This window comes from SAR86 cluster bacterium, assembly GCA_023703535.1.
Taxonomy (GTDB): domain Bacteria; phylum Pseudomonadota; class Gammaproteobacteria; order Magnimaribacterales; family TMED112; genus TMED112.
In genome coordinates this window covers 501,705-527,246 of sequence record CP097967.1, presented here as the reverse complement: position 1 = coordinate 527,246, position 25,542 = coordinate 501,705, and the positions used below count along the sequence as shown (strand labels likewise).

Here is a 25,542-nt window from a genome sequence, read left to right as displayed (position 1 = left end):
TATTAATATGCATAAGACAATAGCTATAACCATCCCAAGCGAATAGGTAAGTTGCATAGCTTTATCTTCAGGTCTTTTATCCATTAAATAATGATAGCTGAAATGTACTATCCTCATGTTTATTTTTTGTAAAGTTAGATACGGCAATACCTTTTTCATTTAAATATTTTCGTAGCATTGGCCCATTGCCATGAATGATAATTACTTTTTTTGCTTTGGTTTGCTCTATTGTTTTTATTAAATCGTTCCAGTCAGCATGGTCAGAAATTGTAAATCCTTTATCGAAATCTCTCTTACTATTAAGAGTCCATCCGCTACAGAAGCCAGTAGAGTAGGGCATAAAATTTTTAAGTTGCTTTGATCGTCTCGCTCCAGGAGGAGTAATTATTATTCCGTCAATAACGCTTTTTTTTGTATTCAATGTTTTTGTTTCAAGGTCTTGAATACCATATTTCATGTAGATTTTATTGATTGATCTTATTGATTGGTGAGCATAAAAATTAATTTTGTACTTATCTTTAATTAATTTAATTATTCTTTGAGCTTTTCCTAATGAATATGAAAATAAAACTGAGTTGATATTTTTTTGTTGATTGTCTTTGTGCCAATTAATTATTTTATCTATCTCTATATCTACACATGGCCATTTAAAATTTGGTGAAGCAAAAGTAGCCTCGGTAACGAAAGTATCACATTCATGGACTTCAAAAGCCTTACATGTTGGATCACTAGCTCTTTTATAGTCACCGGTGATGATTGTTACCTCGCTTCCATTGTCAATTTTAATTTGTGAAGAACCCAATACATGGCCTGCAGGTATAAATGTAATATTTACTGAATTAATCTTTATTTCTTTATTGTATTCAACTTCTTTAATGAGCAGGTCATTGCTAATTCTCAACTTCATAATTTCAGATGTCTCTGGTGTACAAATATAGTTTTTCATGCCTGGTCGTGCATGATCAGCATGCGCGTGTGTTATAACAGCATTCTTACAAGGCAAAAGGGGATCAATAAAAAAATCACCTTCAGGACAGTACAGTCCTTCATCTTTTAAAACTATCATTGTGTTACTTTGTTTATAAAGTTATTAGCACACTCAAAGATGTGTTTTTTTCTATCAGGATTAAGCTTTTCTAAAGCTCTTACCATTAATGATAATCTTGGATTAGTAATGAAAAAATCTTTCTTTTCCTCTATAAATTTCCAATATAATCCATCAACAATATCGCACCAATCTCCTTTCTTAAAATTAGACATTCTTAGGATGTAGCTTGAGCCACAGATATATGGTTTTGTTGCAAAAATACCCCCATCTGCAAATGTACCCATGCCATAAACGTTGGGCACCATAACCCAATCAGATGAATCTATAAACATTTCCATAAACCATTTATAAATTTCATTTGGATCGATATTGCATAAATTCATAATATTAGAAAGTATCATTAATCTATTTATATGATGTGTGTAACCATATTTTTGTGCTCCTTTGATAGCTTCATCCAAAGGCTCTATACCTGTTGAACCTACATACCAAGCAGCTGTAAGTTTATTTTTATGATTCCAATAGTTTGATTTAACCATTTGATCACCATAATTTTGATAAATACCTCTTATAAATTCTCTCCATCCAATAATTTGCCTAATAAAACCTTCGAGACTATTAAGTGGAATATCATTTTTTTTAGCATAAGCAATAGATTTATCTATTACTTCTTCAGGTGTAATTAGGCCTAAATTTAACGAACTACTTAATACAGAATGATTAATGAAGTGTTCATTTTTATCAATGGCATCTTCGTAATCGCCGAACTCTTTAAATCTCTCTTTAAAAAATATTTCTAGCCATTCAACAATTTGTTCATAAGAATGAGGCATCCAAGAATGTAATTCGCCTGGATGATTTGAAAAATTAATATTTATAACATTACTTATTTCACTAAATTCTTTATATGGTTTAATAGTTGGAAGCTTCGGTATTTCATATGCAGAAGGGAGCTTTTTTCTATTATCTTCATCAAAGCTCCACTTACCTCCAATCGGTTTATTATCCTCTAAAAGAAGATTCATTTTTTTTCTCATTTGTTTGTAATAATTAGCTTGTAAATGAAATTTTTTATCGCCTAAAAAATCCTTAAATGAATCCCTAGAATCTATAAACATAGGACTTGGAAGAAAACTTATTTCTATATTATTTGTTCTGCAAAATTCTAAAAAATCTTTTTCAAATGGTTTGTCTTCGATTTCGTAAATTTCAATTTTTTTAATTTTATTACTCTTCACTTCATCAAATAGTTTCTCGAAGTAAGATGTGGAGAAATTATTATTTGCATCGTAATAAATTACTTTGTAACTATTATTTTTAAGCTGATCTCTATAAGACCGCATTGCAGAAAAAAACAGAGCTATTTTTGATTTGTGATGCTTAATATAACTACACAAGCCACAGTCTTCAGCCATAAAAATAGGCACATCTTTTGATAAATTAATTTGGGAAATAGGAAAAAGTTGATTCCCTAATATTACTCTAAGAATTTTCAATTATTTTTGTATACTTTGCCTTCTTTCATTACAAAGACAACATTTTCCATAGATGTAATGTCTTTTATTGGATCACCTGAGACGGCGATAATATCCGCAATTTTACCTACTTCAATAGAACCTAATCTATCTTCTATTCTAAGTAGTTTTGCAGCTTCAATAGTCGCAGATATAATTGTCTTCATCTCAGGCATTCCATATTGCTTCATATATACAAATTCCTTCCAATTTGTTCCATGTGCTTGCACACCTACATCTGTTCCAAAAGCAATTTTTACACCTCTTCTATAAGCTTTACCAAAAGTTCCACCTATTTGCGGTCCTACTGCTGCTGCCTTTGGTCTAATTATGTCAGGGAAGAATCCATCAACTTTTGATTTATCTGCTACAAATTCACCAGCAGAAATTGTAGGTACAAGATATGTACCATTTTCAATCATAAGATCCATTGCTTCATCATCCATGTAAGTTCCATGTTCAATTGAATCAACTCCAGCTCTAATGGCTCTTTTCATCCCCTCGGCTCCATGAGCGTGTACTGCAACCCAAAATCCATAATCCTTTGCTGCCTGGACCACTGCGTTAGCCTCTTCTTGAGTAAATTGTGGATTATCGCCAGATTTTGCTAAGCTCAAAACTCCACCAGTAACTGTAATTTTTATTCCATCGGCTCCATCCTTATATCTTTGTCTAACGCCAGCAAAAACTTCATATGGTCCATTTACGACACCACTTTCAGGGTCAGGGTAGACGTAATCACCAAAAGCTCTGCCATTAGTATGATCAGCATGACCTCCTGTTGTGGCTAAACTTTTTCCAGATGTATATATTCTTGGACCAATTGCATCACCTTTAGCAATAGCATCTCTTAAAGATATTGCAATAAAACCACTATCACCAACCTGACGAACAGTTGTAAAACCACCATCTAATGTTAGTTTTGCATGTTTTACAGCAGCTATAGCGCTGTATTCTTTTTCAACCTTTACGGGTACATCTGCTTTTGAGAGATACTCCTGACCAAAATGAACATGCATATCCATCAGACCAGGCATTACTGTTTTATCTTTAAGATCATAATATTCATAACCTCTAGAATTTTTATATCCAGAAGTTATCTCTTTTATTAATCCATTTTCATCAATAATAATTGATGACTTACTAATGACTTTACCGTTAATAACATCTATATATTTGCCAGCATGAATTAATGTGTCAGAGCAAAGCAGGCTAGAGATTAATAGAAGTAACGTTGTAAAAAATTTCATACATATTCCCAATATTTAAATTTTAATACTTTTAATAGAAATATGTGAACTATAAGGATCAATTGTTATTTTAAAAGTTCTTTATAATGGGACTTATATAACTATAATAAAGCTTTATGCGACTGTGGTGTTAATGGCTAGCACAAAAGCCTTCCAAGCTTTTGGTACGGGTTCGAATCCCGTCAGTCGCTCCAATTTGGTATAATAAGCCTATGTATAACTTTCAGAAACAAGACTCAATGCAAACACTAGAGGAAGGGCTTAAGGAGTTTTATTCAATAAATAAAGAATTTGAAGCACTAGCTGAAAAAAAAGACAATCCACACTCCAAGGTTTTCAAAGAACATGACTACACTCATGTGCTATTTGGCTTAGGGACATCAATTGAAGAAGAAAGTCTTCTAGATAGCTATACACTTTGGGGAACTCATTGGAGCTGGTCACGCATATGGGGTTTTTATAAAGATCCGGAGTATAAAAGTGTTGTAGATGACATTATTGGTAAATATGGTGGATGGTGGTCGATAATGAAGATCTACTTATCGCTAGCACCGGTAAAATTCAAAGTAATTAAAAAATGCCGCAAGATGACAAAAAAGTGGAATTATCATGATATTCCAAATGAAGTATTAAATACTCCACTCAAACATTTAAGGGAAGAATACAATATAGAACTACTTTCACTAGATGAGATACCAATAAATAGGTACCTAAAATCACAGCATTAATCTTTTTCTAAATGTATTGTTTGCGTTGGATATGCAAAGTCTGAACCATTTCTTTTAACTATCTCTATTATTTCTAATAACAATTCTTCTCTTGCTACACAGAAGTCATGCCATTGTGTAGATTTAGTAAAGCAATTCACCAACATATCAATGCTTGAATCATTAAAATTTGTAACTCTAATAGTTGAGGGTTGGTCTTTTGCATCAACTAAATTTTTATTTTTTTCAATATATTCTTCAATATCCTTTCTGATAGCTAGGATTTTTTCTGGCGTTGTTTGATAAATTAAGCCGACATGAAATCTTATTCGTCTAAATGGCATTTCTGAAAAATTTATTATTTCTGAATCACTTAAAACTGAATTTGCTACATATATTGGAGCTTTATCAAATCTTCTGATTAGAGTTGTTCGAAAATCGATTCTCTCGACAGATCCCTCAGCAACTCCTTCAACATTAATCCAGTCACCTTGCTTAAATCGTTTTTCACCAATTATAAGAAGTCCACCAATTAAGTTTTTGAAGAAGTTTTGTGCTCCAAGTGCTAATGCCACTGAGAACAAACCTAAACCTGCAATTACAGAGGCTGCATCTATACCCCAAAGTTCAAGCACACTTACTGCACCTAATAAATATATGACAAATTTTAGAGCTCTAAAGACCCAATTTCTTAATGTTGGAGAAAGAAAATTATATTTTTCTCCAACGTAATCTTTTATTGGATCAACAATTGGCGCAATAGATAGGAAAATAGCAACATAAAAAAATGTTTGGATTGATATGGTTGAGTAAGCTGTTATTGAATCTGGTAAGTTCAAAGAATCATTCAGCAAATATAAACCAATTCCAATTGGAATTAATGTAAGAGGGCGTTTAAGTTTTTCAGCTATTCGATCATCATGCTTGGATTTTGTTTTGGAAGTTAATTTTACAAAAGCATTAAAAATGATAACCCTGAATATAATAAGCAACAAGAACATTGCTCCCAAAGGTAATAAAAAGGTTGTATTTATTTCCATTTTTAATCTGCAGATGAACCAGCTGAACTGTAATCATCTAACCTTGGATCACTTATACCTATGATCTTATCTCCTTCAATGATTATAGTAGATGTAATGCCATTACTGTAATAATCTTCAAGCTCTCTTTTTTCTAATTCAAAACCAAGTTTCTTCAATTCACGTAATGTTTTATCATCAAAATTTTCATAGTAAAGCTTCTCAGGAAACCATTGATGGTGGTATCTATTCGTTGAAACAGAAAGTTCAGGGCTTAGTTTATATTCAAAATAATTTATGATGATTTGCAGTACAGCTGTAATTATTCTTCCACCGCCTTGAGCTCCAGTAATTAATCTTACTTCGTCATCTTCAAAAACTATTGTTGGCGTCATAGAGCTTAAAGGTCTTTTTTTAGGCTCAATTTTATTAGCCTCACTACCAAGCAAACTAAAGTAGTTTTCTACACCTGGAGCAGATGAAAAATCGTCCATTTCATTATTCATAAGAATACCTGTATCTTTAATAACTATCCCAGAACCAAATCCTGTATTTAAGGTTGTTGTATTACTTACAGCATTTCCGTATTTATCAATAATCGAAAAGTGCGTTGTATTTTCCTTAAAAATTATATTCGTATTATTTATTTCACTATTCTTGCTAGTTCTCTTGGAATTTACATTTTTACTAAGTTCTGTAGCAATATCTTCTGAGAGAAAATTTTCAATTGGAACTGGATAAAAATCCTCATCACCAATATGTTTTGCACGTAGAGAAAATGCTATTTGCATTATTTCAGAAATAATTAGGATATTTTTTACATCATTAGGGTCATCAGAGAGATCAAAATTCTCGAGCATATTCAACATTAGACCTAACAATAATCCTCCAGAGGAGGGAGGTGGCATGGAAGCAATTTTTAAGTTTTTATAATTAAAAATTATTGGATCTCTTAACTTTGAATAATATCCACTTAAGTCTTCTGTAGTTATCAAGCCTCCATTATTACTCATATCTAATGCAATTTTTTGTGCTGTTTCACCTTTATAAAAACCATCACTCCCATAAATTGCAATTAATCTAAGAGTGTTAGCTAAATCAGTTTGTATAAGTAAGTCATCTTTTTTAAGAGGTTCTCCATTTTTAAAAAAAATCTTCTTTGTATTAGTAGATTTTCCTAATTTAATTTGTTCACTTTTTAGTGCTTCTGCTAATTCATTAGTAACCCTAAAACCCTCTGATGCTAATGTTATAGATGGCTGAATAAGTTGTTCCCAAGAAAGTTTTCCAAATTTTTTATGAATTTCATACATGCCATGAACTGTACCCGGTGTACCAGAGCTTAAATACGATTCAAGTGCTAATTCTCTGCTTCTTTTTCCTTCAATCATGAACATATCTTCAGTAGCATTAAGAGGTGCCATTTCCCTGTAATCAAGTGAATATATATTGTCATCCTCCTTGTCATAGAAAATCATAAAACCTCCACCACCTATATTTCCTGCTTGAGGCAAAACTACAGCTAATGCAAAAGAAACTGCCACAGCTGCATCAATTGCATTCCCACCTTTAGTTAATACTTGATTTCCTACTTCTGAAGCTAAATAGTGCCTTGTAACAACCATAGTTTGATCTGCAACTACGGTTTTACCTGTTAGATTTTCAGTTTGAAGATTTAGAGAGAAAAGAAGAGCTAAAAATTTTTTTAACCAAATATTCCTGTTTTTTCTGAGTCTTGATTCCATTTTAAATCCTTAAGTTTATTAAAATTAAATACATTTCCTGGATCCAGTACTTGCTTGTTTTTAATATCTAGACCTGAAAAAAGTGAATAATCATCAAGGTTCTTTGCTTGACCTAATGCATAAACACCTTCTAAGTTATTTTCTACTATTGCGTTTAATCTTTTCCTTCCTCTCTGCTTAAGATCATGCCAATTAGTATCCCTTTTAGTTTCCTCAGTCTGATCCCAATGAAAGGGCCTAGTTACTATATTTGATGGATCTACATAATAATGAAAAATAGGAGTATTTGGAGTATGAAAAATATTGTATCCATTAGTAAAAAGTCTCCAAGCCATAGAATCTTCCTCGCCATCAAAATATAGATAAGGATCATAGGGAATATCCTCTATTATTGAACCGCTTGAAAACAAACATCCTCCAGCAATTAAAAAACCTTTTTTAATTTCATTATCTCCTATAGACAAACCCTTTTTCATAGAAAAATAGCCTTCTTTAAAAACATTTTCTTCATCAATTACCATTACATGTGTATTACTATCATCTTCCTGATGTCGTTTAATTTTCATAGTTTCAAGATCTTCAATTTCAAAATTTCTTGGATAAGAACTAATCACTGGTCTGTAAAACTTTTTAGATAATTTCTTGTAGAAAGAAATAAAATATTCATCCCAATCCTGCTCAAAAATAGTATGAGAGTCTACTTGTAAGAAATAGTCCTCTCCCATGTAAAGGCTTTGAGCTAAAGATCTAGCCCATGCACACCCTCTTGCAAATTCTGCTGGAAGAAAGTGGTATCGTAATTGTGGGAGAAAATCAAAATTGTCTACTTCTAATTTTTGATCATTTTGATCAACAACTGCAAAAATTATGGAATCCTTATTTTTTGCATTTTTATATGCTGATTGAAGGGTATTAATCAAAAGAGGGTCTTTGTAAGATGATATCGATAAAAATATTGTCATATCAATGTTTGGTTGTATCTTTACTATTAAGTATTTGCCTTAAATCATATCCTAATTCTTTTGATAAATAAGGAATTATTTCCTCAACATTTAATTCAAAGAAGAAATTTGGTGCATGCTCAATAACAAACCAAGAATTATTAGCAATCTCTTCATCTAATTGACCAGAATCCCATCCACAATATCCTATAGCAAGCTTGTATTTACCTTTAAATTTTCCTGATGCGATATTTTTTACTACATTCATGCTCGAAGTGAGGTTTAATCCATTTTTTACGCACAATGACTCTTTGTCATCACTATCATGAATTATAAAAAGTTTGTCGATATCAACAGGACCACCATTTAAAAGATTTTTTTGCGATTTATTCTTTAAAGATTCAATATTTAAAGAATTAAAAATTTTGTCTTCACCAATATCTATAGTTTTATTGATTATTATCCCCAATGCACCATTTTGATCATGCTCAAATATGTATATTAAGGAGTCATGAAAGAAGTCTTCTGTATTTTTATCAAGAAAATATAAAAATTTATTTACAAAGAAATTTTGATTCGACATAAATCTTGGTTTAAAGTTTGATTGATTTTAACAAATTATGAGCCAAACATTTCCAACAACAAAAGAAAATTTAAAAGCTGCATTTGAAGAATTAAGAAAAAATCTTCCCTTGCTTGAGTTAGGTGAAAGAGAAATAAATGGATGCAAAATGAATCATTTTGTAAATGCACCTAAAAGTTCAAGAGAAATGTATGATTTAGTTCAAATGCTTCATGGTGACTTCCCATTCGTTCATGAAAACGGGAAAGAATTAAATTTAAGTGAAGTGCTTTTAAAAGCTAAATCCCTTGCAAATACACTCCATAAAAATGGCATTAAAGCCAATGATTTTGTTGGCATAAGTATGCAGAATTGTACTGAATGGATTATCGCTTATTTAGGCATAACTGGTTTAGGAGCAACTTGTGTGCCTTTTAACTCATGGTGGAAAGAAAACGAGCTTAGTTATGGAATCAAGCACAGTGAATGTAAAGTAATTTTTGTAGATAAAAAAAGATATGAATACGTTAAAGATCTTGAAGTACAAATTGTTGTAAATGGTTCAGAGAATATTGAAGGGACACATAATTTCAATGATTATTTAACTGAATCTTCAGAAAAATGGCCTGACACTGAATCCAAAGATGAAGATTTGGCAGTACTACTCTATACCTCAGGAAGTACTGGATTGCCAAAAGGAGTGATGTTAACTCACTTGGCTCTCATTAATGGTCTATTAGGTTTTTATACTTTTGGTGCCTTGAGAGCTCAAATACATAACGAACAGCTACTTAATGTAGATGATGGTTCCATCATCATTAATGTTCCACTTTTCCATGTAACAGGTTTAATAAGTATGTTTCTTCTCTCATTATTGGGTAAAAGAAAACTAATTCTCATGTACAAATGGGATACAGATGAAGCTATAAAATTAATTAAAGATCATAAGGTAACAAATATTTCAGGTGTGCCAACACAATCTTGGGACCTATTGAATCATCCAGGAGTAAGTAAAGATGACTTAAGTTCACTTGTAGATATTGGTGCCGGTGGGGCTGCAAGGCCTGAAGATCAGGTAAAAGAATTAGATGATAAATTTAAAATTCCTCTTACATTTGCTTGGGGCATGACTGAGACTACAGCACTCGGCACTATAAATAGAGGGCAAGATTATCTTGATAGACCTAATAGTTCTGGTTTATCTATTCCAGATTTAACAGAAATAGCAGTAATAGATGATGACTGGAAGTTCCTAGTAACTGGAGAAATTGGAGAGATAGTTTTTAAATCACCATCAAACACAAAAGGGTATCTCAAGAACAAAGAGGAGACTGATAAAACAATTCAAAATGGTTGGCTAAAAACCGGTGATCTAGGCTACTTAGATGAAGATGGGTATCTATATATAGTTGATAGGAAAAAAGCATTAATAATAAGAGGTGGAGAGAATATATCATGCCTAGAAGTCGAAAATGCTCTTGATAAACATCCAGAAATTATTGAATCTTGTGTATGCGGGATAGAAGATCAAAAGTTTGGTGAAATTGTAGGTGCCTATATTTTTTGCTCTTCCAAAGTTACTGAAGATGAAGTAAAAGCATTTCTCAAGGGAAAAATTGCAGATTATAAAATTCCTGAAAAAATCAAATTTACTGATTCTGCTTTACCTAGAATTGCTTCTCAAAAATTAGATAGGGTTGGTGTAAAGATCCTTCTTTCATCCTAATTATTTTTAAGTTAAATTAGCAACGTGAGCCAAAAGATTTACATTGTTGAAGACGAACCCGATATAAGAGATACATTAAAATATAATTTCTCTAATGAGGGCTTCAAGGTTTTTACATCTCCAGATGGTGAGGAAGCTTTATCTAATATAAAGAAAGTTTTACCTGACGTTTTGATACTAGATTTAATGTTGCCAGGTGTATCAGGACTTGATGTTTGTAAGTCCATTAGAGCAGATGATGATATTAGAGATATGTCAATTATTATGCTTACTGCAAAAGGTGAAGAAATTGATAGAGTTATTGGTTTTGAGCTTGGCGCAGACGACTATGTTACAAAACCATTTAGTGTCAGAGAACTTATTCTTAGAGTTAAAGTTTTACTAAAAAAACAACGTGAGTCTTTAGTTCAAAATAAATTAGTAACATTTGGTCCAATTCGAATAGATTTAGATGCTCATGAACTTAAGATAAATGATAAAGAGATTGTTTTAACGGCACTAGAATTTAAATTATTACAGCATCTTGTTAAAAGAAAGGGCAGAGTTCAGACAAGAGAACAATTATTAGGCGACGTATGGGGATATAGTGCAGAAGTTACAACAAGAACTGTAGATACGCATATCAAAAGATTAAGAGAGAAATTAGGCAATACATCAGACTATATCCAAACAATTAGAGGTGTGGGCTATAGATTCAGTAATGTTGATTAATGCTTAACATTTTTCCCAAAATAAGATTTTCAAGAATTTTTCTTCTCTCCTTATCTTTTTTGATATTTATCATTTTTATTGTCTCAACAATTTTTTCTTCATTTATATATAACAACTCTAGAGCTCAATTGGTTGAATCACTTTACATGCAAGCTAAATCAATTGATCAGCTTTTACCAAGTTTCAAGCAGGATTTTGAATACAGTTATGACCTTATTGCAGATAATTTATCTGTTTCAGATACGAAGCAAAATAAACTTAGAGTGACAATTATTGATGGAAATTGGGATGTACTTGGTGACTCCGAAGTTCCAACTAATGAACTAATTAATGTAGAAAAACATTCACCAGAAAATAGAATTGAAATTAAAAATGCTCTAACTAATAAATTTGGTACTGCAACAAGAACAAGTGAAACTACAGGACAAGATCTAATTTACCTTGCTATATTAAGAAATAGCGATGATCTGACTGAGGGCGTTATAAGGGTCGCGATGCCTTTCAACATTTACACATCTTTTTTTAATTTTTTTATTTACCCATTTATTTTATTGTTTGTATTAGCAATCGTATCCTCAAGCATCATGACGTACAGTGTGGAGAGCAATATTAGACGTGACTTAACCAAACTCCTTAAAAATACAGAAAGGGCAATTAAAGGTAAACCAATTAAATCTTCTTTAACATCTGATACACAAATTGAAGGACTTTCTAAAGCAGTAGGTGATATTTCTATTCGCTTAAGTTCAGAAATTGATCAGGCTATGGATCAAAGAACTCAATTTGGTTCAGTTTTAGATAGCATTAATCAGGGAGTAATTATATTTAGTAAAAACTTTAGGGTTAGATTCACTAACGATATAGCTTTAGAAATGTTTGGAAAGCATCAATTTTTTTTAGGTGAAAAAATAAAATCAAAGAAATTATCTGTAATAAATAAAATTTTGAAAGATGCAAAAAAGAATATTTCATCTGAAGATAATCTTGATATTAAGGTAAAAGGAGAAGATAGGAACTATTTATTAACTGCTACCAAAATGGAAACAACAAATGAATTAATTCTTGTAATAAATGATATTTCATCAATGAGGAAGTTAGAAGACCTTAGAAAACAGTTTGTTACAGACGTTTCCCATGAAATTAAAACTCCTATATCTGTAATTAGAGCTGGCTCTGAAACACTTTATTCAGGAGCAATTAATGATGAGAAGGTTTCTAATAGGTTTTTAAAATCAATTTTAGATAACTCTGAACGATTGAGTGAAATGGTTGATGACCTAATGGAGCTAGAAAAGATTGAATTTGGTGGTCTAGTTCTAAAAAAAGAAAAATTTAATGTCAATAATGAAATTCAACTAATTTTTGATGCTCAGCAAGCATTATTAGTAGATAAGAAGTTATCTTTCAATAACTATATTGGAAAAGATATTTTTCTAAATACTGACAAGGAGTCCTTCAGAACAGTTTTCTCAAATCTTATTAATAACAGTATTAAATACTCAAAACCGGAAGGTTTTATTAATTTAACGGCCATTAATAACAGTGAAGAGTTATCAATTAGAATTGAAGATAATGGGCATGGTATTGAGAAACAACACTTAGATAAGATTTTTAATAGATTTTATAGGACTTCAAAAGCCAGAGCACATACCAAAGGAACAGGTCTGGGTTTATCTCTTGTGAAACAATTAATTTCAAGGATGAATGGTGAAGTAAGAGTTGAATCGAAAATATCTAAAGGAACATCTTTCTTTGTAAGAATTCCACATTAATTGTAAAATTTACCAAATGAATAAATGGGATCTGCTAAGGGTATTTTTAATGTCCTTACTTCTACTACTGTTATTATCTTTTTACTATGTTCAGGGATTTTTCAGCTTTAATTATGCAGAAATTAACGAAGAATTACCTAAACCAATAATTTCAGATAATTCTTTTGAGGAGCTCAAATCAAGAGATGTTGACGTTAGTACTGCAAATAAATCAAATTTAGGTTTTGAACTTGTGGGAATTAGGGGAAATAATCCAGAAAGTACAATAATTATTCTTGAAAGGGATGATTATCGATTAGTTGAACAGGGTCAAAATATAAACTCAAGCGTTATTTTTTCTCATATTGATGGTTCAAGAGCCTATTTTTTTGATGGACAAACTTATACATTTTTAGACATAATTGGCACAGAGACCTCTTTTAATAAAAGTAGGATTAATTAAATCATGAAAAAAATATTTTACATATTGTCTATTTCTTTCCTTGTAATTAGCCAAGAGCAAAATATTTTTTATAAAGACGCTGATGTAAAAACCTTTGCCCAAGATATTGCATTGCTAACTGATAAAACAGTTATTTTGGATCCTAGAGTTAAAGGCACTATCTCAGTTTATTCTGAATCCTCTCTCAATAAAGAATCTATATGGGAGGTATTTGTTTCGACTATGGAAGTTCAAGGCTATAGTGTGTTAAAAGATGGTGACATTTTTAAAATAATTCCAGCTCAAGAAGGTATCAAAAATTTCAATGAAAACAATGAACTTCCTGGTTCAATTGATACTCAAATAGTGACTGTAAATTATTCAAGTGCAAAAGATATAGTCAATGCAGTTAAACCACTAGTAGGTGTTCGTTCTTATATCGTAGCTTTAAATAATGATAGAGAAATTTTAGTGTCCGATGATCTTGAGAATGTGATTAGAGTTGTAGAGATAATTAAAAACTTAGACAGTGAATTAGACACAATGATTTCTGATCTTAAACTTGAAAATTTATCCTCTATTGAAGCACTAAGAATAATTAATTCTCTTAAATCCGACCCAAATAATAAACTTGATAAATTAGGTGTTGCTACATTTCAGGGTTCAAATAAATTAATCTTTAGTGGTCCAAGCAACATAATCAATAAAGTAATAGAGATGTTACAGAAGATAGATATTGACAACAGGCTTGAAGAGAATACAAAAGTTATTTATCTAAACTACTCTAAAGCAGAAGATATTCTTAAGATTTTGAATGATGTATCAGGTTCATTCAATCAGGAACAAAATTTTGATTACAAAACGGTAATAACTTCACATGATGAAACAAACTCAATAATTATTAGATCAAGTCCACAATCCATCAGAACACTAACTTCCATTGTTTCTCAGCTCGATATAAGAAGACCACAAGTCCTTGTAGAGGCAATTATAGTTGAGATATCTGAATCTATAGCAAAGTCTCTTGGTGTTGATACAATCTACTCTGGTGATAGTGAGGGCGATAAACCAATAGCTTTAACAAGATTTCCAAATAGTAAAAGTCCTGATTTGTTGTCTTTATTGAGTGCTGCTGATTCAGATTCAGATTCTGTTACAAACTTTAATGCTACTTCTTCATTATTAAATACCTCAGGTTTAGTTGTAGGACTAGGGAATACACTAAATGGTGAGGATAATTTTGCTGTTTTACTCTCACTCTTAAGAGAAGATCAAGATTCAAATATTCTTTCTACTCCCTCAGTTGTAGCTCTTGATAATGAGGAAGCGTCACTATTAGTAGGACAAGAAATACCTATTACTACAGGTGAATCATTAGGTTCAAATAACCTTACACCATTTAGAACTACGTCTAGAGAAGAAATTGGAGTTAAGCTTGAAATAAAACCTCAGATAAATGAATCTGACTCAGTAGCATTATTTATCAGGCAAGAAGTCTCAAGTATAGCTGGATCACAACTACCTAACTCAACTGATTTGATAACCAATAAAAGAGAAATAGAAAGTACAATTCTTGCAGATGACAGGGAAATTATAGTCTTAGGTGGTCTAATTAATGAAGATGTTCAAGAATCAGTTAATAAAGTCCCTTTACTAGGCGATATTCCTATTGTTGGAGGACTATTTAGATCATCAGCAAAATCTGTACAAAAAAGAAATCTTATGGTGTTCTTAAGACCAACAATCCTTAGAGATTCAGTTACAACTAAAGATCTTTCGCAAGAGAAATTCAACTTGATAAGGGCCAAGCAAATATTTCAAGAATCCTTATTAGAAAATTAAAATGGAACTAGTTCTTCCTTATGCATTCTGCAAATTACATGGAATTGCTTTAGTTAATGATAATAAAGTATCTACTCTTCATTATTCTGGTGATCTTAACCCAAAAATAATTTCAAATATTCAGCACTTATTCAACGAAAAGATAGAAACCAAAAATCATCAAATTAATGATTTTGAATCTTTTTTAACTGAAATTTACTCAGATAAATCATCTGATTATGACTTAGATAATTTAGATCAATTAAATTTAGAAAATCTTGCTAACTCAATTCAACCGTCTGATGACCTTTTGGATGATAAAAATAAAGGTCCAATAATTAAACTTATTAATGCAACGATAACAAGAGCTATCAAGGCTAGAGCCTCTGATATACATTTAGAACCATTTGAAAATAACTTAACTATAAGATTTCGTGTTGATGGTGTTTTAAAAGAGGTTCTTAAGTATCAAAAGAACATAACCCAAATGATAATTTCAAGGATAAAGATTATGTCTAATCTAGATATTTCAGAACGTCGTTTACCTCAGGATGGAAGAATTTCAATAAATATTGGAAAAAAAGAAGTTGATTTAAGAGTTTCAACATTACCTTCTTCATTTGGTGAGAGGGTAGTTTTAAGAATACTAGAAAAGGATAAATCTCATGTAGAACTTGGAAGTTTGGGATTTTCAAATGATATTCAAACAAAATTTAAAAATGCATTACAAAAAAATGAAGGGATTATTTTAGTGACTGGACCAACAGGTTCTGGAAAAACCACGACTCTTTATTCGGGTCTTAAAAATATTTCAGATAGATCGCAAAATATTTTAACTATTGAAGATCCAGTTGAATATGCTCTCAATGGAATTGGTCAAACACAAGTAAATAGCAAAACTGGTTTGACTTTCGCTAAGGGTCTTAAGGCTATTTTAAGACAAGATCCTGACGTAGTAATGGTTGGAGAAATAAGAGATAAAGAAACTGCTGATATCGCTATTCAAGCAAGTTTAACAGGGCATCTAGTACTTTCAACAGTACACACAAATAGTGCCGTAAATGCAATTACTAGATTGAGAGATATGGGAATTGAACCATACTTACTATCTTCAAGTCTATTGTTTGTCTTATCACAGAGATTGGTGAGAAGATTATGTGTAAAGTGTAAAAAACCTGATAATGACCAAAAATCAATAAAATTAATGAAAAGCAATAACATTAAAGGTGAGATCTTTAAGCCGGTTGGTTGTAAGCATTGTGATGATACAGGATATAGTGGACGTCTAAGTATTGGTGAGTGCATCGTTGTAGATGAAAAAATAAATGAACTTATCTACAAACAAGCATCAGAGGCAGAAATCACTGACTATGTTTTTAAAAATAACAAAAAAATCTTTTTAAATGGTCTTGAAGCTGTAATAGCAGGTGAGACATCAATAACAGAAATACTTAGGGTTTCACAAGAATAATGGCAACCTATAGATACCAAGCATTTGATAAAAATGAGAATAAAGTTAAAGGATTTATAACAGCTGATAGCAAATCAGATGCAATTAACCAGCTTCAACTTAAAGAATTAAACCCTTCATCAATTGATGAAGCTGCAAAAGAAAAATCAAATTTAAAAATATCTAAAAAAGATTTATCTATTTTCACTAAACAAGTTTCAGCTTTATTAAGCTCTGGAACACCAATTGAAAAAACTTTGGAAATAGTTAGTAATCAAACTATCAAAGATAAATTTTCACAAATACTTCATGCTATCAATGAGGAATTAAAGCAAGGAAAATCTTTGAGTGATTGTATGAGAGACTATCCAAGAGTATTTGATTCAGTATATTGCTCAACGGTATTTGCTGGTGAAACATCCGCATCACTCCCCACAGTTTTTAAAGACTTATCAGATTATTTAGATAAAGAAATAAAGATTAGATCTCAAGTAATTGGAGCACTTACATATCCTGCAATTATTTTCTCAGTTTCTATAGTTGTTATTTACGCATTACTAAGCTTTGTGCTTCCTCAAGTGGTAGATCAGTTTATTTCATCTAATGTATCATTACCTGCATTAACAACTGCTTTACTATATTTATCTGATATATTTCCGGCAATACTAATTTTAGTTTTATTAATTTTTTTAGGACCTGTTTATCTTGTAAATTCAAATTGGCTAAGTCTTAAGAGAAAACTTGATATATCACAGATTTTTTTGAATATTCCTTTTTTTGGCAAAATAATTTTATTCGATCAAACTGCTAGGTTTTGTTCATCAATGCACCTCATGACAAAGGCTGGTTTAAATACTATTGAAAGTTTAAATATAGCTAAAGAATCATTTAATAACCTTTATTTACGTTTAGAGCTTGATGTAATTGAAAATAGAGTTATTTCCGGTAGCTCATTAAGTCAATCTTTTTCGGAGTCTAAAGTCTTTCCTAGAGTTTTTGTTCAGTTACTAATTTCAGGTGATATGGGCGGGAAAGTTAGTGAAATGTTTGAAAAAATTAAGAACTATTTAGACCAAGAAGTTGAGAGCGTAAGAAACATAATGTTAACTTTTTTACAGCCTTCAATTATTTTAGTAATGGGTGTATTTGTTTTATTAATTGTTCTGTCCATAATGTTACCATTACTACAAATGAATAATTTAATTTTTAATTTATGAAAAAAATTCTCAAATCTGGTTTTACTTTATTGGAACTATTGATAGTCATTGTAATATTAGGTCTTCTAGTTTCGTTAGTATCAATTAATGTTTTGCCAACCTTAAGCAAGGCTTATTCTGAAACTGCCAAGGTAGATATATCAAGGATAGAACAAGCACTAGTAATGTATAAGATAAATGAGGGTAATTATCCATCTGAAGATGAGGGTATTTCAAAATTAGTGGAAGGTGGATATCTTAATAAAATTCCAATAGATCCATGGGGTAATGAGTATTTTTATAAACCTCCAGAAAATGCATCTAACTATGAAGTTTACTCTCTAGGAGCAGATGCTAAAGAGGGTGGTGATGGTGAAAATGCAGATATTAGTAGCATCACTAAATAAAGGTTTCTCATTTATTGAAATCATTGTTACTTTGTTGATTATTTCTTTAGTCGGAAGTAGCTTTTATATATTTTTTCAAAACTCTAATATTCCAATTTCTTTAAATGCAGAAATAAAAAACTTTCAAGACTTTGCTAACTATACTGGTAATCAAATAAACATATATGAAGATAGGTACGTTATCGTTTATCAGAGTAATTATGAAGTAGTAAAAGAGGTTAATTATCCAACAATAAAGGCAGTAATAGACATAAATAATAAATATATAAAAATCCAGGATGATGAGCCTTTTATATCGATTTATCCAGGTTGGGAATCAAATATAAAGAAAATTATTCTTTCAAATGATGAAATTATTGAACTTTAAAAATCTAACAAGAGGTTTTTCACTCATCGAGGTAGTTGTATCGCTTTTAATTTTATCAATTACATTTACAGCCTTTTCATTGCTATTAGATCAAAACCTCAAAGCGCAGCTTCAAAAGGAAAAATATGTCTATAAAACTACAAAAGAAATAAATCTACTTACTCTATACTCCAATAAAACTTCAACCGATGATGTTTCCCTAAAAAAATTTTTAGGGGTAAAAAAAGAAAGGGAGAAAATACTTTCTTCATTTGGAATAAGAAGAGAAATTGAGATTATTTTTATTGATGGTGATAAAGAAATAAAAATAAAAATTATCAGATAAAATGAGAGGCGGTTTCACAATCATAGAAGTTCTAGTTGCTCTTTTAGCTGCGTCCATAATTGCATTAATGTCGTTCGAATACTTATCTAATGTTGTAAATTTAGAAACGAAAGTAAAAATTAAGATTTCAAAGGATAGAGATGAATTAAATACTGGAAATATAATAAGGTTAGACTTATTACAATCTATACCTTTCTTATTTAAAGATGAAGCAGGAAGAAAGGTTTCAACTCCATTTTTTGGAAATCAAAATAATACTTTGATGTCATTTGTTTCTTTATCTACATCAGATAATACAAAAGATAAATCTAAACTCAGGAGAGTAAATTACTATGTTGAAAATGATAATTTAGTTAGACAAACTACACTTCCAAATAATCATGCCGTTGTTTTATCAAAGAGAATACTTCTTAAAGATATTGATAATTATCAAATTTTATTTGGCGAAGATTTAAATTTGCTTGATGAAAAATGGCCAAATAATCAAACATCTAATTCAAATATTAAACAAAATAAAAGTTATCCCAAATTAATTGTATTTTCTTATTCGATCGAACAAGAGGAAAGGGTTCTAATTTTAATGAAAAAAGGATTTATCTTAATAAGCACATTATCGCTAGTAACCATACTTAGTTTTTTGACTATTTTGATTAGTAAACAAATTTTTAATGACTCTGTTTCAACAAATATTTACCAAGAATCTATTAAAAAAAGAATAGAACTAATTAATTATGAAAAATTTATAACTGAAAATTTACTTAATAATTCAAATTTATTAAGAAATTTAAATATTGCTGAAAAGGAATTTAATTTTATAGCTAAAAGATCTTTTTCTAATTTAACTATTGAGCTAGAAGACATGAATTCATGCTTTAATTTAAATGCCTTAGTTAAGAGCAAAAATGGTATAACAGAAAAAAATGATGAAAATGTAATAAATTTTCTCGTTTTTTTAAGCAAATCATTCGTAAACAAAAATTCTCATATTGAGCTTTTACACAGAATAGTTGATTCGATTGATACAAATAATTTCCCAGAAACTTACGGGGCAGAGGATTTGTATTATATTTCTAATGAGAGATTAAATTTAGCATCAGATCAAAATTTTTATCACAAAAGTCAGATAAAAGACCTTAATTTAAATTTTCTAACTGATGCTGACTTTCAAAAAATTTATGGAAATATATGTGCCTTACCTTCTAATGAAATTAAATTAAATATCAATAATATTAATTTTAATAATCAAAAGGTTTTTCACTCTATATTTTCGGATTTAACAGTAAAAGATATAGAAAAAATTATTTTAAATAAGCCAGAAACGGGATATTTGAATTATAAAGATTTAGTTGACCGCACTTCAATAAACCAAATTAAACTTAAAAATAAGTATATTGTCTTTAAGCCTATATTTATAAAAATTAAATATACTCTTCAAATCGAAGAATACATGTTTAAATTAATTAGTTTTATAGATTTATCTAATAGAGAAAATAACATAATCTACAGAACCATAAGTGATGAAAATATTTATTTTTAATGATCTGGAAACAGGTAGTTATTTTGATGATAAAAATGTTTCTACGTGTAAATACTCAACCTTAGAAAACGAAAAAGATGTCTTATTTGTATTTCCAGATCAAATGCTGACACACGTTAAAGAAACTGAGAGATACAAAAAAAGGGCAAATTTAGAAGCTAAGCTGATCAATGATTCATTAACGTCTTCACTTAATATTGATACTAATTTAAATGTCCTTAAATGTTCTCTTGAAAAGGGTAATTATTTTCTGGTAAATGATAAAAATCTTAAAATAATAAAAAACCTTTTTCAGAACTTTGAAAACGATGTACTAATTACTTCAGATGTTTTGTTTTTTAGTGAAATTTTTAAGGAAAATATCAATTACCTAGATGACTATTACCTAAATACTAACTCACAATATTTAAAATTTTCAAAAAATGCTTTAAAAGTCCTGAAATACAAAGGTTCTGAATTTAAGAAAATTGTTGATGAGGATCTAATTAAAAAAGTTAATTCTCAGTTTGATAGTTATAAACTAAATACCTTTAATATTGGAAATTTAATTAACTTTGAAAAAAATAAAAAATATGTCTTTGGATTAATTTCAGCTATTGTTTTAATTAACTTAATAGGAATAGGCAATCTTATTAATCAAACTTATAAATTAAACTCATTTAATGACATTATTCTTGAGTTCTACAAAGATATATATCCCCTAGAAAAGCCATTAAATGTAGAACAAGCAATTAATGAAAAAATTGAGAAACTTAATTTACAAGAATCAAAAGTTTTAAAATTAATCTACAAAATCTCATCTTCAAAGCTTGAAAATGGACGATTAGTAGACCTCTATTATTCAAGAGAGTTGAATAAGTTTGAATTTGAAATTCTATTTAATAATTCGTCAGAGGAGATTATCTTCCTAAATGAACAAGCCTTTGAAGGAAACAGTTTTAAAAAAGTTAGCTCAAGAACTGATAGAGGGTTGGTAGTTACAAAATTTATATATGAAATTTAAATTTTTAAAGAATAATAAAAAATTATTTTCAGTAATTGGGTTTTCAGTTCTTTTTTTAATTTTTATATTTCTAGAAAATATCCTGATAGATAACCTATTTGAGATAAGGGCTGAATACGACCAGAAAAATAAACTTTTCAACGAACAAAAACAAAAAATTTCTCAATTAAAAATGTATGAAAACAATAAAAATACTAAGAATTTAGTTGAAAATCTTGAGCTTTTCCTCAAAGACAAAAAGATTTCTTACTCCTTAGATGGCGATTTATTTTTATTTGATAATCTAGCACCAGGTAAATTAATTGAAATTCTTAATTATATACAATTAAATAATATCGAACCCAATGAAATAAAAATTTCTGGGAATGAATCAACTTTGAATTTAACAATTGAAGTTAATACTTAAAATTCTTTTTTCAATATTTGCACTATTAGTAATTTTCCTAGTAGTCATATTTTTTACACCAATAAATTTGATTGTTAAAGCACCTTTGCAGTCTTATGGAATCTCTTACGAAAATGCAAAAGGAAATATATTTTCTGGAGATTTAAGGAACGTTAAATTAGTAAATCTTTCAATTAGGGATATTAATTATGGGAACTCTTATTCCCATGCAGGTGTAAAAACTAATATCACGGATGGCTTTTACTTTACGTCAACTATTTTAACTAGTTTTGATTTAAGAAAAATTACGGTTAGTAACACAAAGTATAGTCGCGATTTTAAGCTTTCATTTATTCCAGTTATTAATATAGAAACCGAACTAGAAGAGTTGATTCTTGAAGACTTTAAATGCAAAGGAATAAATGGTGATGCTTATATAAAAAGCAGAATTTTTAAGGAGCGTTTAATTGGTGAACTTAGTTGCACAGATGACTCATACAAAATAATATTATTCGACAGAAAATATAATCAGTTAGGTTTAATAACAACAGACTTTAATTATATTTATCTCAACATTAAAGACAGCGCTCTTAATGAAAACTTATCGATCTTAAATATTAATGGTGGAATAAATCTAAAGATTCCTGTTAAGGATTTGTTTGAATAATCCATCGGATATACTCCAAAATGAATTCTCAATTACATTACAATTTAAACTTGCTAAAGAAAGTTCATAAATTTCTGCTGCTAATGGAATGATATCTATCCTATCTTTAGGGATGCTAAATTTTTCAATTAAATCTTTCTTTGAGACACTGTTATATTCTTTTACAAATTCAGTAAACTCTTTTGAGCTTAAAGGACCTGAATGATTATTAGCCTCAAATATTGCTCTTAAATTTCCACCTAGGCCGTATAACTTTTTAACTGGTCCATACTTTTTTAACCAATTTCCAAAGTTTTTCATTTCATTTTCTTTGTAGTTTTTACCTTTATTAAGCAATCTAACGGCTCCTAGCTGAAATGATTTTGCATATGTTTGAGAATTAACACTTACAAAAACCTCTACACTACCTCCACCTATATCCAATATCGCGTAGGAGTCTACATTTGCTTTAAATTCTTTAAGAAGGCCAGCCTCAGTATCTCCAGATATAATCTTTAGATCTATGTTTTGTTTTTTTAGCAAAGAAAGTATCTCATCTTTATTAGTACAATCTCTAATTGCAGATGTTGCCATATAGAATTGTTTTTCAATATTTTTTTCTGAGAAAACTCTTTTAAATCTTTCGAGAACAATAGCTAGTTGCTTCAAGGTTAATTCTGAAAGAAACCCTTGAGTAAACGCATCTTTTCCGAGTCTTAAAGGTTCTCTGTAGTATTCAACTAAACTATTGTCTTTAGTATTAAATATTTTATATTTAATAGCGTTTGATCCAATATCGACAATTCCTAATAACATCTTAATCAGAAAATGGAGCTAATATTTTAAATTGCTCATAAGTGAGGTTTTCAAAAAATACTCCTTCGATATGCAAGGAATAGTTTCCTAAATCTTCTCCCCATTTTGGTGGTTTAAGAGATAGTTTTTCGTCGTAAGCAAGGTTATTAAGAATGTACCTAAGCGCACTCAGTCTAGCAATCATTTTATTATTAGCATTAATTACAACCCATGGAGCATAATCCGTAGACGTTAAGTCAAACATTTGATTTTTATAGAGTGTAAAAACATCCCATTTATTTACCATCAATTTATCTGACTCAGATAATTTCCAATACTTCAACTTGCTATTTTTTCTAGCGTTAATACGTCTTTTCTGTTGATCTTTATCAATTGAAAAATAAAATTTAACCAGTTCAGTCCCTTTTTTAACAAGAGATTTTTCCCATTTATTTACCTTAGTCATAAATTCCTCATATTGTTTCTTTGAACAATACCCAAGCGTTGGTTCGGTTAATGCACGTGTATACCAGGATCTATCAAATAAAACAATTTGACCTTTATTTGGTAAATATGTTTCATATCTTTCAAACCAATTTTTTCTCTCTTTTTTTGTTGGAATTCCAAGATGCACGTATTTAAAATTTGATGGGATTAAATGTTCAGAAAAAAAGTTAATTGTTGACGATTTTCCAGCAGTATCTCTACCTTCAAAACAAATAGCAATCTTCCTTTTTTTCTTTATTACATCTTCCTGTAATTTCAATAATTCAACTTGAAGGTTATACTTTTCTTTTCTATATAAATCAGGTGAAAGTGATTTATATTGCTCGAAATTGTATTCAAAAACGCTCATGTAAAAGTATTAAAAAGAGGGTATAGTATAACGAAATTATCTCTCTATTGAATGGCACTAGTTGAATTAACAATTTTTGGAATACCTCTTATTCTTTTTTCTGCTGCAATGCTTGGCTTTTTTACAGCATATGGTGTTGGAGCTAATGATGTAGCTAATGCAATGGGTACCTCAGTTGGTAGCAAGGTATTAACTATTTCTCAGGCTGTACTCATAGCTGCAATTTTTGAATTTTTAGGTGCTTTTTTTGCTGGTGGAGGGGTTACCCAAACAATTAGAAAAGGTGTAATTGACCCTGAACTATTCATAGGTCAGCAGGAAATTCTTATTTACGGCATGATTTCATCATTATTTGCAGCTGGTGTTTGGCTTTTTGTAGCAAGCATAAGAGGCTGGCCTGTATCTACAACACACACTATTGTTGGTGCAATTGTAGGTTTTGGTATATATGCGTTAGGTTCAGATAAGATTAACTGGTCCGTAGTAGGCAACATTTCCTTATCTTGGTTAACTTCGCCGATATCATCTGGTCTTCTGGCTGCTTTGATTTACTGGATATGCAAAGAATTTATTATTACAAAACAAAGTAAATTTCAGTTTTTAATAATTAATTTTTATATTTTCCTGGCGGGTTTTGCCATCTCACTTATCACGATAACAAAAGGTTTAAAAAATATTCTTAAAGATAGCGAAGTAGTTTTAACATTTTCTGATAGTGTCTCATATTCAGTAATTTCAGCTATTGTTTTTACTTTTTTATTCTATTCCTTTTCAAGATCAAGACTGTCTAAAAATCAATCAAGTGAATCTCAATTTGCTTATTTAATGATCTTTACATCTTGTGCAGTGGCGTTTGCTCATGGATCAAATGATGTAGCAAATGCAATAGGTCCATTAGCAGCAGTTTACCAAGCTTCATATGAGTTATTAGGTCAGCCATATAATTCCGAGACACCGCTATGGATTTTGTTATTAGGTGCAGTGGGGATAGTTATAGGTCTAGCAACTTTAGGGTATAGAGTAATGAAAACTATAGGAGAAAGGATAGTAAGCTTAACACCTAGCAAAGGATTTTCAGCACAATTGTCAGCAGCTTTAACAGTCGTTTTAGCCAGTCAGTTAAATATGCCTGTTTCAACAACTCATACTCTTGTGGGAGCTGTTATTGGGATAGGTTTAGTAGAAGGAATTAAGTCTGTAAATCTGGCTTCAGTAAGAACAATATTTGTCTCATGGGTTGTCACACTTCCTATAGGTGCAGCTCTTTCAATAATTTTTCTAGAATTATTTATGAATTTATTTACGTATTAAATACATTTCTGTTACATATTTTGCACG

At 30.3% G+C, this 25,542-nt stretch carries 25 protein-coding genes and 1 tRNA gene; 17 read left to right on the top strand and 9 right to left on the bottom strand.

From position 1 onward, the window contains the following. Nucleotides 1-76 precede the first annotated feature (76 nt). Genes M9B42_02800 through M9B42_02790 form a run of 3 tightly spaced genes read right to left on the bottom strand, consistent with a single transcriptional unit; the run spans nucleotide 77 to nucleotide 3,812 of the window. Nucleotides 77-1,066, bottom strand: coding sequence for a ligase-associated DNA damage response exonuclease (locus M9B42_02800; GenBank protein ID URQ64772.1), 990 nt, complete (start codon nucleotides 1,064-1,066; stop codon nucleotides 77-79). Then, nucleotides 1,063-2,544: a cryptochrome/photolyase family protein gene (locus tag M9B42_02795; GenBank protein ID URQ64771.1), complete on the bottom strand. Its 1,482-nt coding sequence runs from the start codon at nucleotides 2,542-2,544 to the stop codon at nucleotides 1,063-1,065. The genes M9B42_02800 and M9B42_02795 overlap by 4 nt, the downstream gene beginning before the upstream one ends. Beyond that, nucleotides 2,541-3,812: an amidohydrolase family protein gene (locus M9B42_02790; protein ID URQ64770.1), complete on the bottom strand. Its 1,272-nt coding sequence runs from the start codon at nucleotides 3,810-3,812 to the stop codon at nucleotides 2,541-2,543. Before M9B42_02790 ends, M9B42_02795 begins: the two co-directional genes overlap by 4 nt. A gap of 118 nt (nucleotides 3,813-3,930) precedes the next feature. Between M9B42_02790 and M9B42_02785 the strand changes: the two genes are divergently transcribed. Both M9B42_02785 and M9B42_02780 read left to right on the top strand, forming a co-directional pair. Continuing rightward, nucleotides 3,931-4,006, top strand: a tRNA-Gly gene (locus M9B42_02785). 18 nt (nucleotides 4,007-4,024) lie between these two features. Next, nucleotides 4,025-4,540: a hypothetical protein gene (locus M9B42_02780; protein URQ64769.1), complete on the top strand. Its 516-nt coding sequence runs from the start codon at nucleotides 4,025-4,027 to the stop codon at nucleotides 4,538-4,540. On the opposite strand, the gene M9B42_02775 is transcribed toward M9B42_02780, so the two are convergent. Genes M9B42_02775 through M9B42_02760 form a run of 4 tightly spaced genes read right to left on the bottom strand, consistent with a single transcriptional unit; the run spans nucleotide 4,537 to nucleotide 8,807 of the window. Next, nucleotides 4,537-5,559: a mechanosensitive ion channel family protein gene (locus tag M9B42_02775; protein URQ64768.1), complete on the bottom strand. Its 1,023-nt coding sequence runs from the start codon at nucleotides 5,557-5,559 to the stop codon at nucleotides 4,537-4,539. The two genes, M9B42_02780 and M9B42_02775, sit on opposite strands and share 4 nt — an antisense overlap. A gap of 2 nt (nucleotides 5,560-5,561) precedes the next feature. Then, nucleotides 5,562-7,283 carry a gamma-glutamyltransferase gene (gene ggt / locus M9B42_02770; protein URQ64767.1) on the bottom strand — a complete coding sequence of 574 codons (1,722 nt, stop codon included), beginning with the start codon at nucleotides 7,281-7,283 and terminating at the stop codon, nucleotides 5,562-5,564. Beyond that, nucleotides 7,244-8,245 carry a UDP-N-acetylglucosamine-transferase gene (locus M9B42_02765; GenBank protein URQ64766.1) on the bottom strand — a complete coding sequence of 334 codons (1,002 nt, stop codon included), beginning with the start codon at nucleotides 8,243-8,245 and terminating at the stop codon, nucleotides 7,244-7,246. The genes ggt and M9B42_02765 overlap by 40 nt, the downstream gene beginning before the upstream one ends. 1 nt (nucleotide 8,246) lies before the next feature. Beyond that, on the bottom strand, nucleotides 8,247-8,807 hold the full coding sequence (locus M9B42_02760; protein ID URQ64765.1) for a YqgE/AlgH family protein: 561 nt from the start codon (nucleotides 8,805-8,807) through the stop codon (nucleotides 8,247-8,249). 37 nt (nucleotides 8,808-8,844) lie between these two features. On the opposite strand from M9B42_02760, the gene M9B42_02755 reads away from it, so the two are divergent. The 14 genes from M9B42_02755 to M9B42_02690 are packed head-to-tail and all read left to right on the top strand — an operon-like array spanning nucleotide 8,845 to nucleotide 22,574. Beyond that, entirely contained in the window at nucleotides 8,845-10,512 is a 1,668-nt protein-coding gene (locus tag M9B42_02755; protein ID URQ64764.1) for an acyl--CoA ligase, read from the top strand. A gap of 24 nt (nucleotides 10,513-10,536) precedes the next feature. Beyond that, nucleotides 10,537-11,223, top strand: a complete 687-nt coding sequence (locus tag M9B42_02750) for a response regulator (protein ID URQ64763.1) — start codon at nucleotides 10,537-10,539, stop codon at nucleotides 11,221-11,223. Continuing rightward, entirely contained in the window at nucleotides 11,223-12,995 is a 1,773-nt protein-coding gene (locus tag M9B42_02745; GenBank protein URQ64762.1) for a cell wall metabolism sensor histidine kinase WalK, read from the top strand. The genes M9B42_02750 and M9B42_02745 overlap by 1 nt, the downstream gene beginning before the upstream one ends. A 16-nt stretch (nucleotides 12,996-13,011) precedes the next feature. Then, nucleotides 13,012-13,437 (top strand): hypothetical protein, encoded by a 426-nt coding sequence (locus M9B42_02740; protein ID URQ64761.1) that lies wholly within the window; start codon nucleotides 13,012-13,014, stop codon nucleotides 13,435-13,437. Nucleotides 13,438-13,440: 3 nt separating this feature from the next. Beyond that, nucleotides 13,441-15,258, top strand: a complete 1,818-nt coding sequence (gene gspD / locus M9B42_02735; GenBank protein ID URQ64760.1) for a type II secretion system secretin GspD — start codon at nucleotides 13,441-13,443, stop codon at nucleotides 15,256-15,258. A gap of 1 nt (nucleotide 15,259) precedes the next feature. Then, nucleotides 15,260-16,708 (top strand): GspE/PulE family protein, encoded by a 1,449-nt coding sequence (locus tag M9B42_02730; GenBank protein ID URQ64759.1) that lies wholly within the window; start codon nucleotides 15,260-15,262, stop codon nucleotides 16,706-16,708. Beyond that, nucleotides 16,708-17,904, top strand: coding sequence for a type II secretion system F family protein (locus M9B42_02725; GenBank protein URQ64758.1), 1,197 nt, complete (start codon nucleotides 16,708-16,710; stop codon nucleotides 17,902-17,904). Before M9B42_02730 ends, M9B42_02725 begins: the two co-directional genes overlap by 1 nt. Beyond that, nucleotides 17,901-18,290, top strand: a complete 390-nt coding sequence (gspG, locus tag M9B42_02720; protein URQ64757.1) for a type II secretion system major pseudopilin GspG — start codon at nucleotides 17,901-17,903, stop codon at nucleotides 18,288-18,290. The genes M9B42_02725 and gspG overlap by 4 nt, the downstream gene beginning before the upstream one ends. After that, entirely contained in the window at nucleotides 18,262-18,657 is a 396-nt protein-coding gene (locus M9B42_02715; protein ID URQ64756.1) for a prepilin-type N-terminal cleavage/methylation domain-containing protein, read from the top strand. The genes gspG and M9B42_02715 overlap by 29 nt, the downstream gene beginning before the upstream one ends. After that, nucleotides 18,635-18,982, top strand: a complete 348-nt coding sequence (locus M9B42_02710; protein ID URQ64755.1) for a prepilin-type N-terminal cleavage/methylation domain-containing protein — start codon at nucleotides 18,635-18,637, stop codon at nucleotides 18,980-18,982. The genes M9B42_02715 and M9B42_02710 overlap by 23 nt, the downstream gene beginning before the upstream one ends. Before the next feature lies 1 nt (nucleotide 18,983). Then, complete coding sequence (locus M9B42_02705; GenBank protein URQ64754.1) at nucleotides 18,984-20,519, top strand: type II secretion system protein GspK; 1,536 nt, start codon at nucleotides 18,984-18,986, stop codon at nucleotides 20,517-20,519. Next, entirely contained in the window at nucleotides 20,500-21,522 is a 1,023-nt protein-coding gene (locus M9B42_02700) for a hypothetical protein (GenBank protein URQ64753.1), read from the top strand. The genes M9B42_02705 and M9B42_02700 overlap by 20 nt, the downstream gene beginning before the upstream one ends. Then, the gene (locus M9B42_02695; GenBank protein URQ64752.1) at nucleotides 21,512-21,928 is read left to right on the top strand and encodes a hypothetical protein; all 417 of its coding nucleotides are present in this window, start codon (nucleotides 21,512-21,514) and stop codon (nucleotides 21,926-21,928) included. The genes M9B42_02700 and M9B42_02695 overlap by 11 nt, the downstream gene beginning before the upstream one ends. Continuing rightward, the gene (locus M9B42_02690) at nucleotides 21,912-22,574 is read left to right on the top strand and encodes a hypothetical protein (GenBank protein URQ64751.1); all 663 of its coding nucleotides are present in this window, start codon (nucleotides 21,912-21,914) and stop codon (nucleotides 22,572-22,574) included. The genes M9B42_02695 and M9B42_02690 overlap by 17 nt, the downstream gene beginning before the upstream one ends. On the opposite strand, the gene M9B42_02685 is transcribed toward M9B42_02690, so the two are convergent. Continuing rightward, nucleotides 22,542-23,369 carry a hypothetical protein gene (locus tag M9B42_02685; GenBank protein URQ64750.1) on the bottom strand — a complete coding sequence of 276 codons (828 nt, stop codon included), beginning with the start codon at nucleotides 23,367-23,369 and terminating at the stop codon, nucleotides 22,542-22,544. The two genes, M9B42_02690 and M9B42_02685, sit on opposite strands and share 33 nt — an antisense overlap. Before the next feature lies 1 nt (nucleotide 23,370). Continuing rightward, on the bottom strand, nucleotides 23,371-24,204 hold the full coding sequence (locus M9B42_02680; GenBank protein ID URQ64749.1) for a polyphosphate kinase: 834 nt from the start codon (nucleotides 24,202-24,204) through the stop codon (nucleotides 23,371-23,373). A gap of 51 nt (nucleotides 24,205-24,255) precedes the next feature. Between M9B42_02680 and M9B42_02675 the strand changes: the two genes are divergently transcribed. Further along, entirely contained in the window at nucleotides 24,256-25,515 is a 1,260-nt protein-coding gene (locus tag M9B42_02675) for an inorganic phosphate transporter (GenBank protein URQ64748.1), read from the top strand. Nucleotides 25,516-25,542 lie beyond the last annotated feature (27 nt).

Bases quoted from the DNA above. Each gene is read 5' to 3' on its own strand.
- M9B42_02800 (URQ64772.1), bottom strand. From the start codon at position 1,066: ATGATAGTTTTAAAAGATGAAGGACTGTACTGTCCTGAAGGTGATTTT.
- M9B42_02790 (URQ64770.1), bottom strand. From the start codon at position 3,812: ATGAAATTTTTTACAACGTTACTTCTATTAATCTCTAGCCTGCTTTGC.
- M9B42_02780 (URQ64769.1), top strand. From the start codon at position 4,025: ATGTATAACTTTCAGAAACAAGACTCAATGCAAACACTAGAGGAAGGG.
- M9B42_02775 (URQ64768.1), bottom strand. From the start codon at position 5,559: ATGGAAATAAATACAACCTTTTTATTACCTTTGGGAGCAATGTTCTTG.
- ggt (URQ64767.1), bottom strand. From the start codon at position 7,283: ATGGAATCAAGACTCAGAAAAAACAGGAATATTTGGTTAAAAAAATTT.
- M9B42_02765 (URQ64766.1), bottom strand. From the start codon at position 8,245: ATGACAATATTTTTATCGATATCATCTTACAAAGACCCTCTTTTGATT.
- M9B42_02760 (URQ64765.1), bottom strand. From the start codon at position 8,807: ATGTCGAATCAAAATTTCTTTGTAAATAAATTTTTATATTTTCTTGAT.
- M9B42_02755 (URQ64764.1), top strand. From the start codon at position 8,845: ATGAGCCAAACATTTCCAACAACAAAAGAAAATTTAAAAGCTGCATTT.
- M9B42_02745 (URQ64762.1), top strand. From the start codon at position 11,223: ATGCTTAACATTTTTCCCAAAATAAGATTTTCAAGAATTTTTCTTCTC.
- M9B42_02740 (URQ64761.1), top strand. From the start codon at position 13,012: ATGAATAAATGGGATCTGCTAAGGGTATTTTTAATGTCCTTACTTCTA.
- gspD (URQ64760.1), top strand. From the start codon at position 13,441: ATGAAAAAAATATTTTACATATTGTCTATTTCTTTCCTTGTAATTAGC.
- M9B42_02730 (URQ64759.1), top strand. From the start codon at position 15,260: ATGGAACTAGTTCTTCCTTATGCATTCTGCAAATTACATGGAATTGCT.
- M9B42_02725 (URQ64758.1), top strand. From the start codon at position 16,708: ATGGCAACCTATAGATACCAAGCATTTGATAAAAATGAGAATAAAGTT.
- gspG (URQ64757.1), top strand. From the start codon at position 17,901: ATGAAAAAAATTCTCAAATCTGGTTTTACTTTATTGGAACTATTGATA.
- M9B42_02715 (URQ64756.1), top strand. From the start codon at position 18,262: ATGCAGATATTAGTAGCATCACTAAATAAAGGTTTCTCATTTATTGAA.
- M9B42_02710 (URQ64755.1), top strand. From the start codon at position 18,635: ATGATGAAATTATTGAACTTTAAAAATCTAACAAGAGGTTTTTCACTC.
- M9B42_02705 (URQ64754.1), top strand. From the start codon at position 18,984: ATGAGAGGCGGTTTCACAATCATAGAAGTTCTAGTTGCTCTTTTAGCT.
- M9B42_02700 (URQ64753.1), top strand. From the start codon at position 20,500: ATGAAAATATTTATTTTTAATGATCTGGAAACAGGTAGTTATTTTGAT.
- M9B42_02695 (URQ64752.1), top strand. From the start codon at position 21,512: ATGAAATTTAAATTTTTAAAGAATAATAAAAAATTATTTTCAGTAATT.
- M9B42_02685 (URQ64750.1), bottom strand. From the start codon at position 23,369: ATGTTATTAGGAATTGTCGATATTGGATCAAACGCTATTAAATATAAA.
- M9B42_02680 (URQ64749.1), bottom strand. From the start codon at position 24,204: ATGAGCGTTTTTGAATACAATTTCGAGCAATATAAATCACTTTCACCT.
- M9B42_02675 (URQ64748.1), top strand. From the start codon at position 24,256: ATGGCACTAGTTGAATTAACAATTTTTGGAATACCTCTTATTCTTTTT.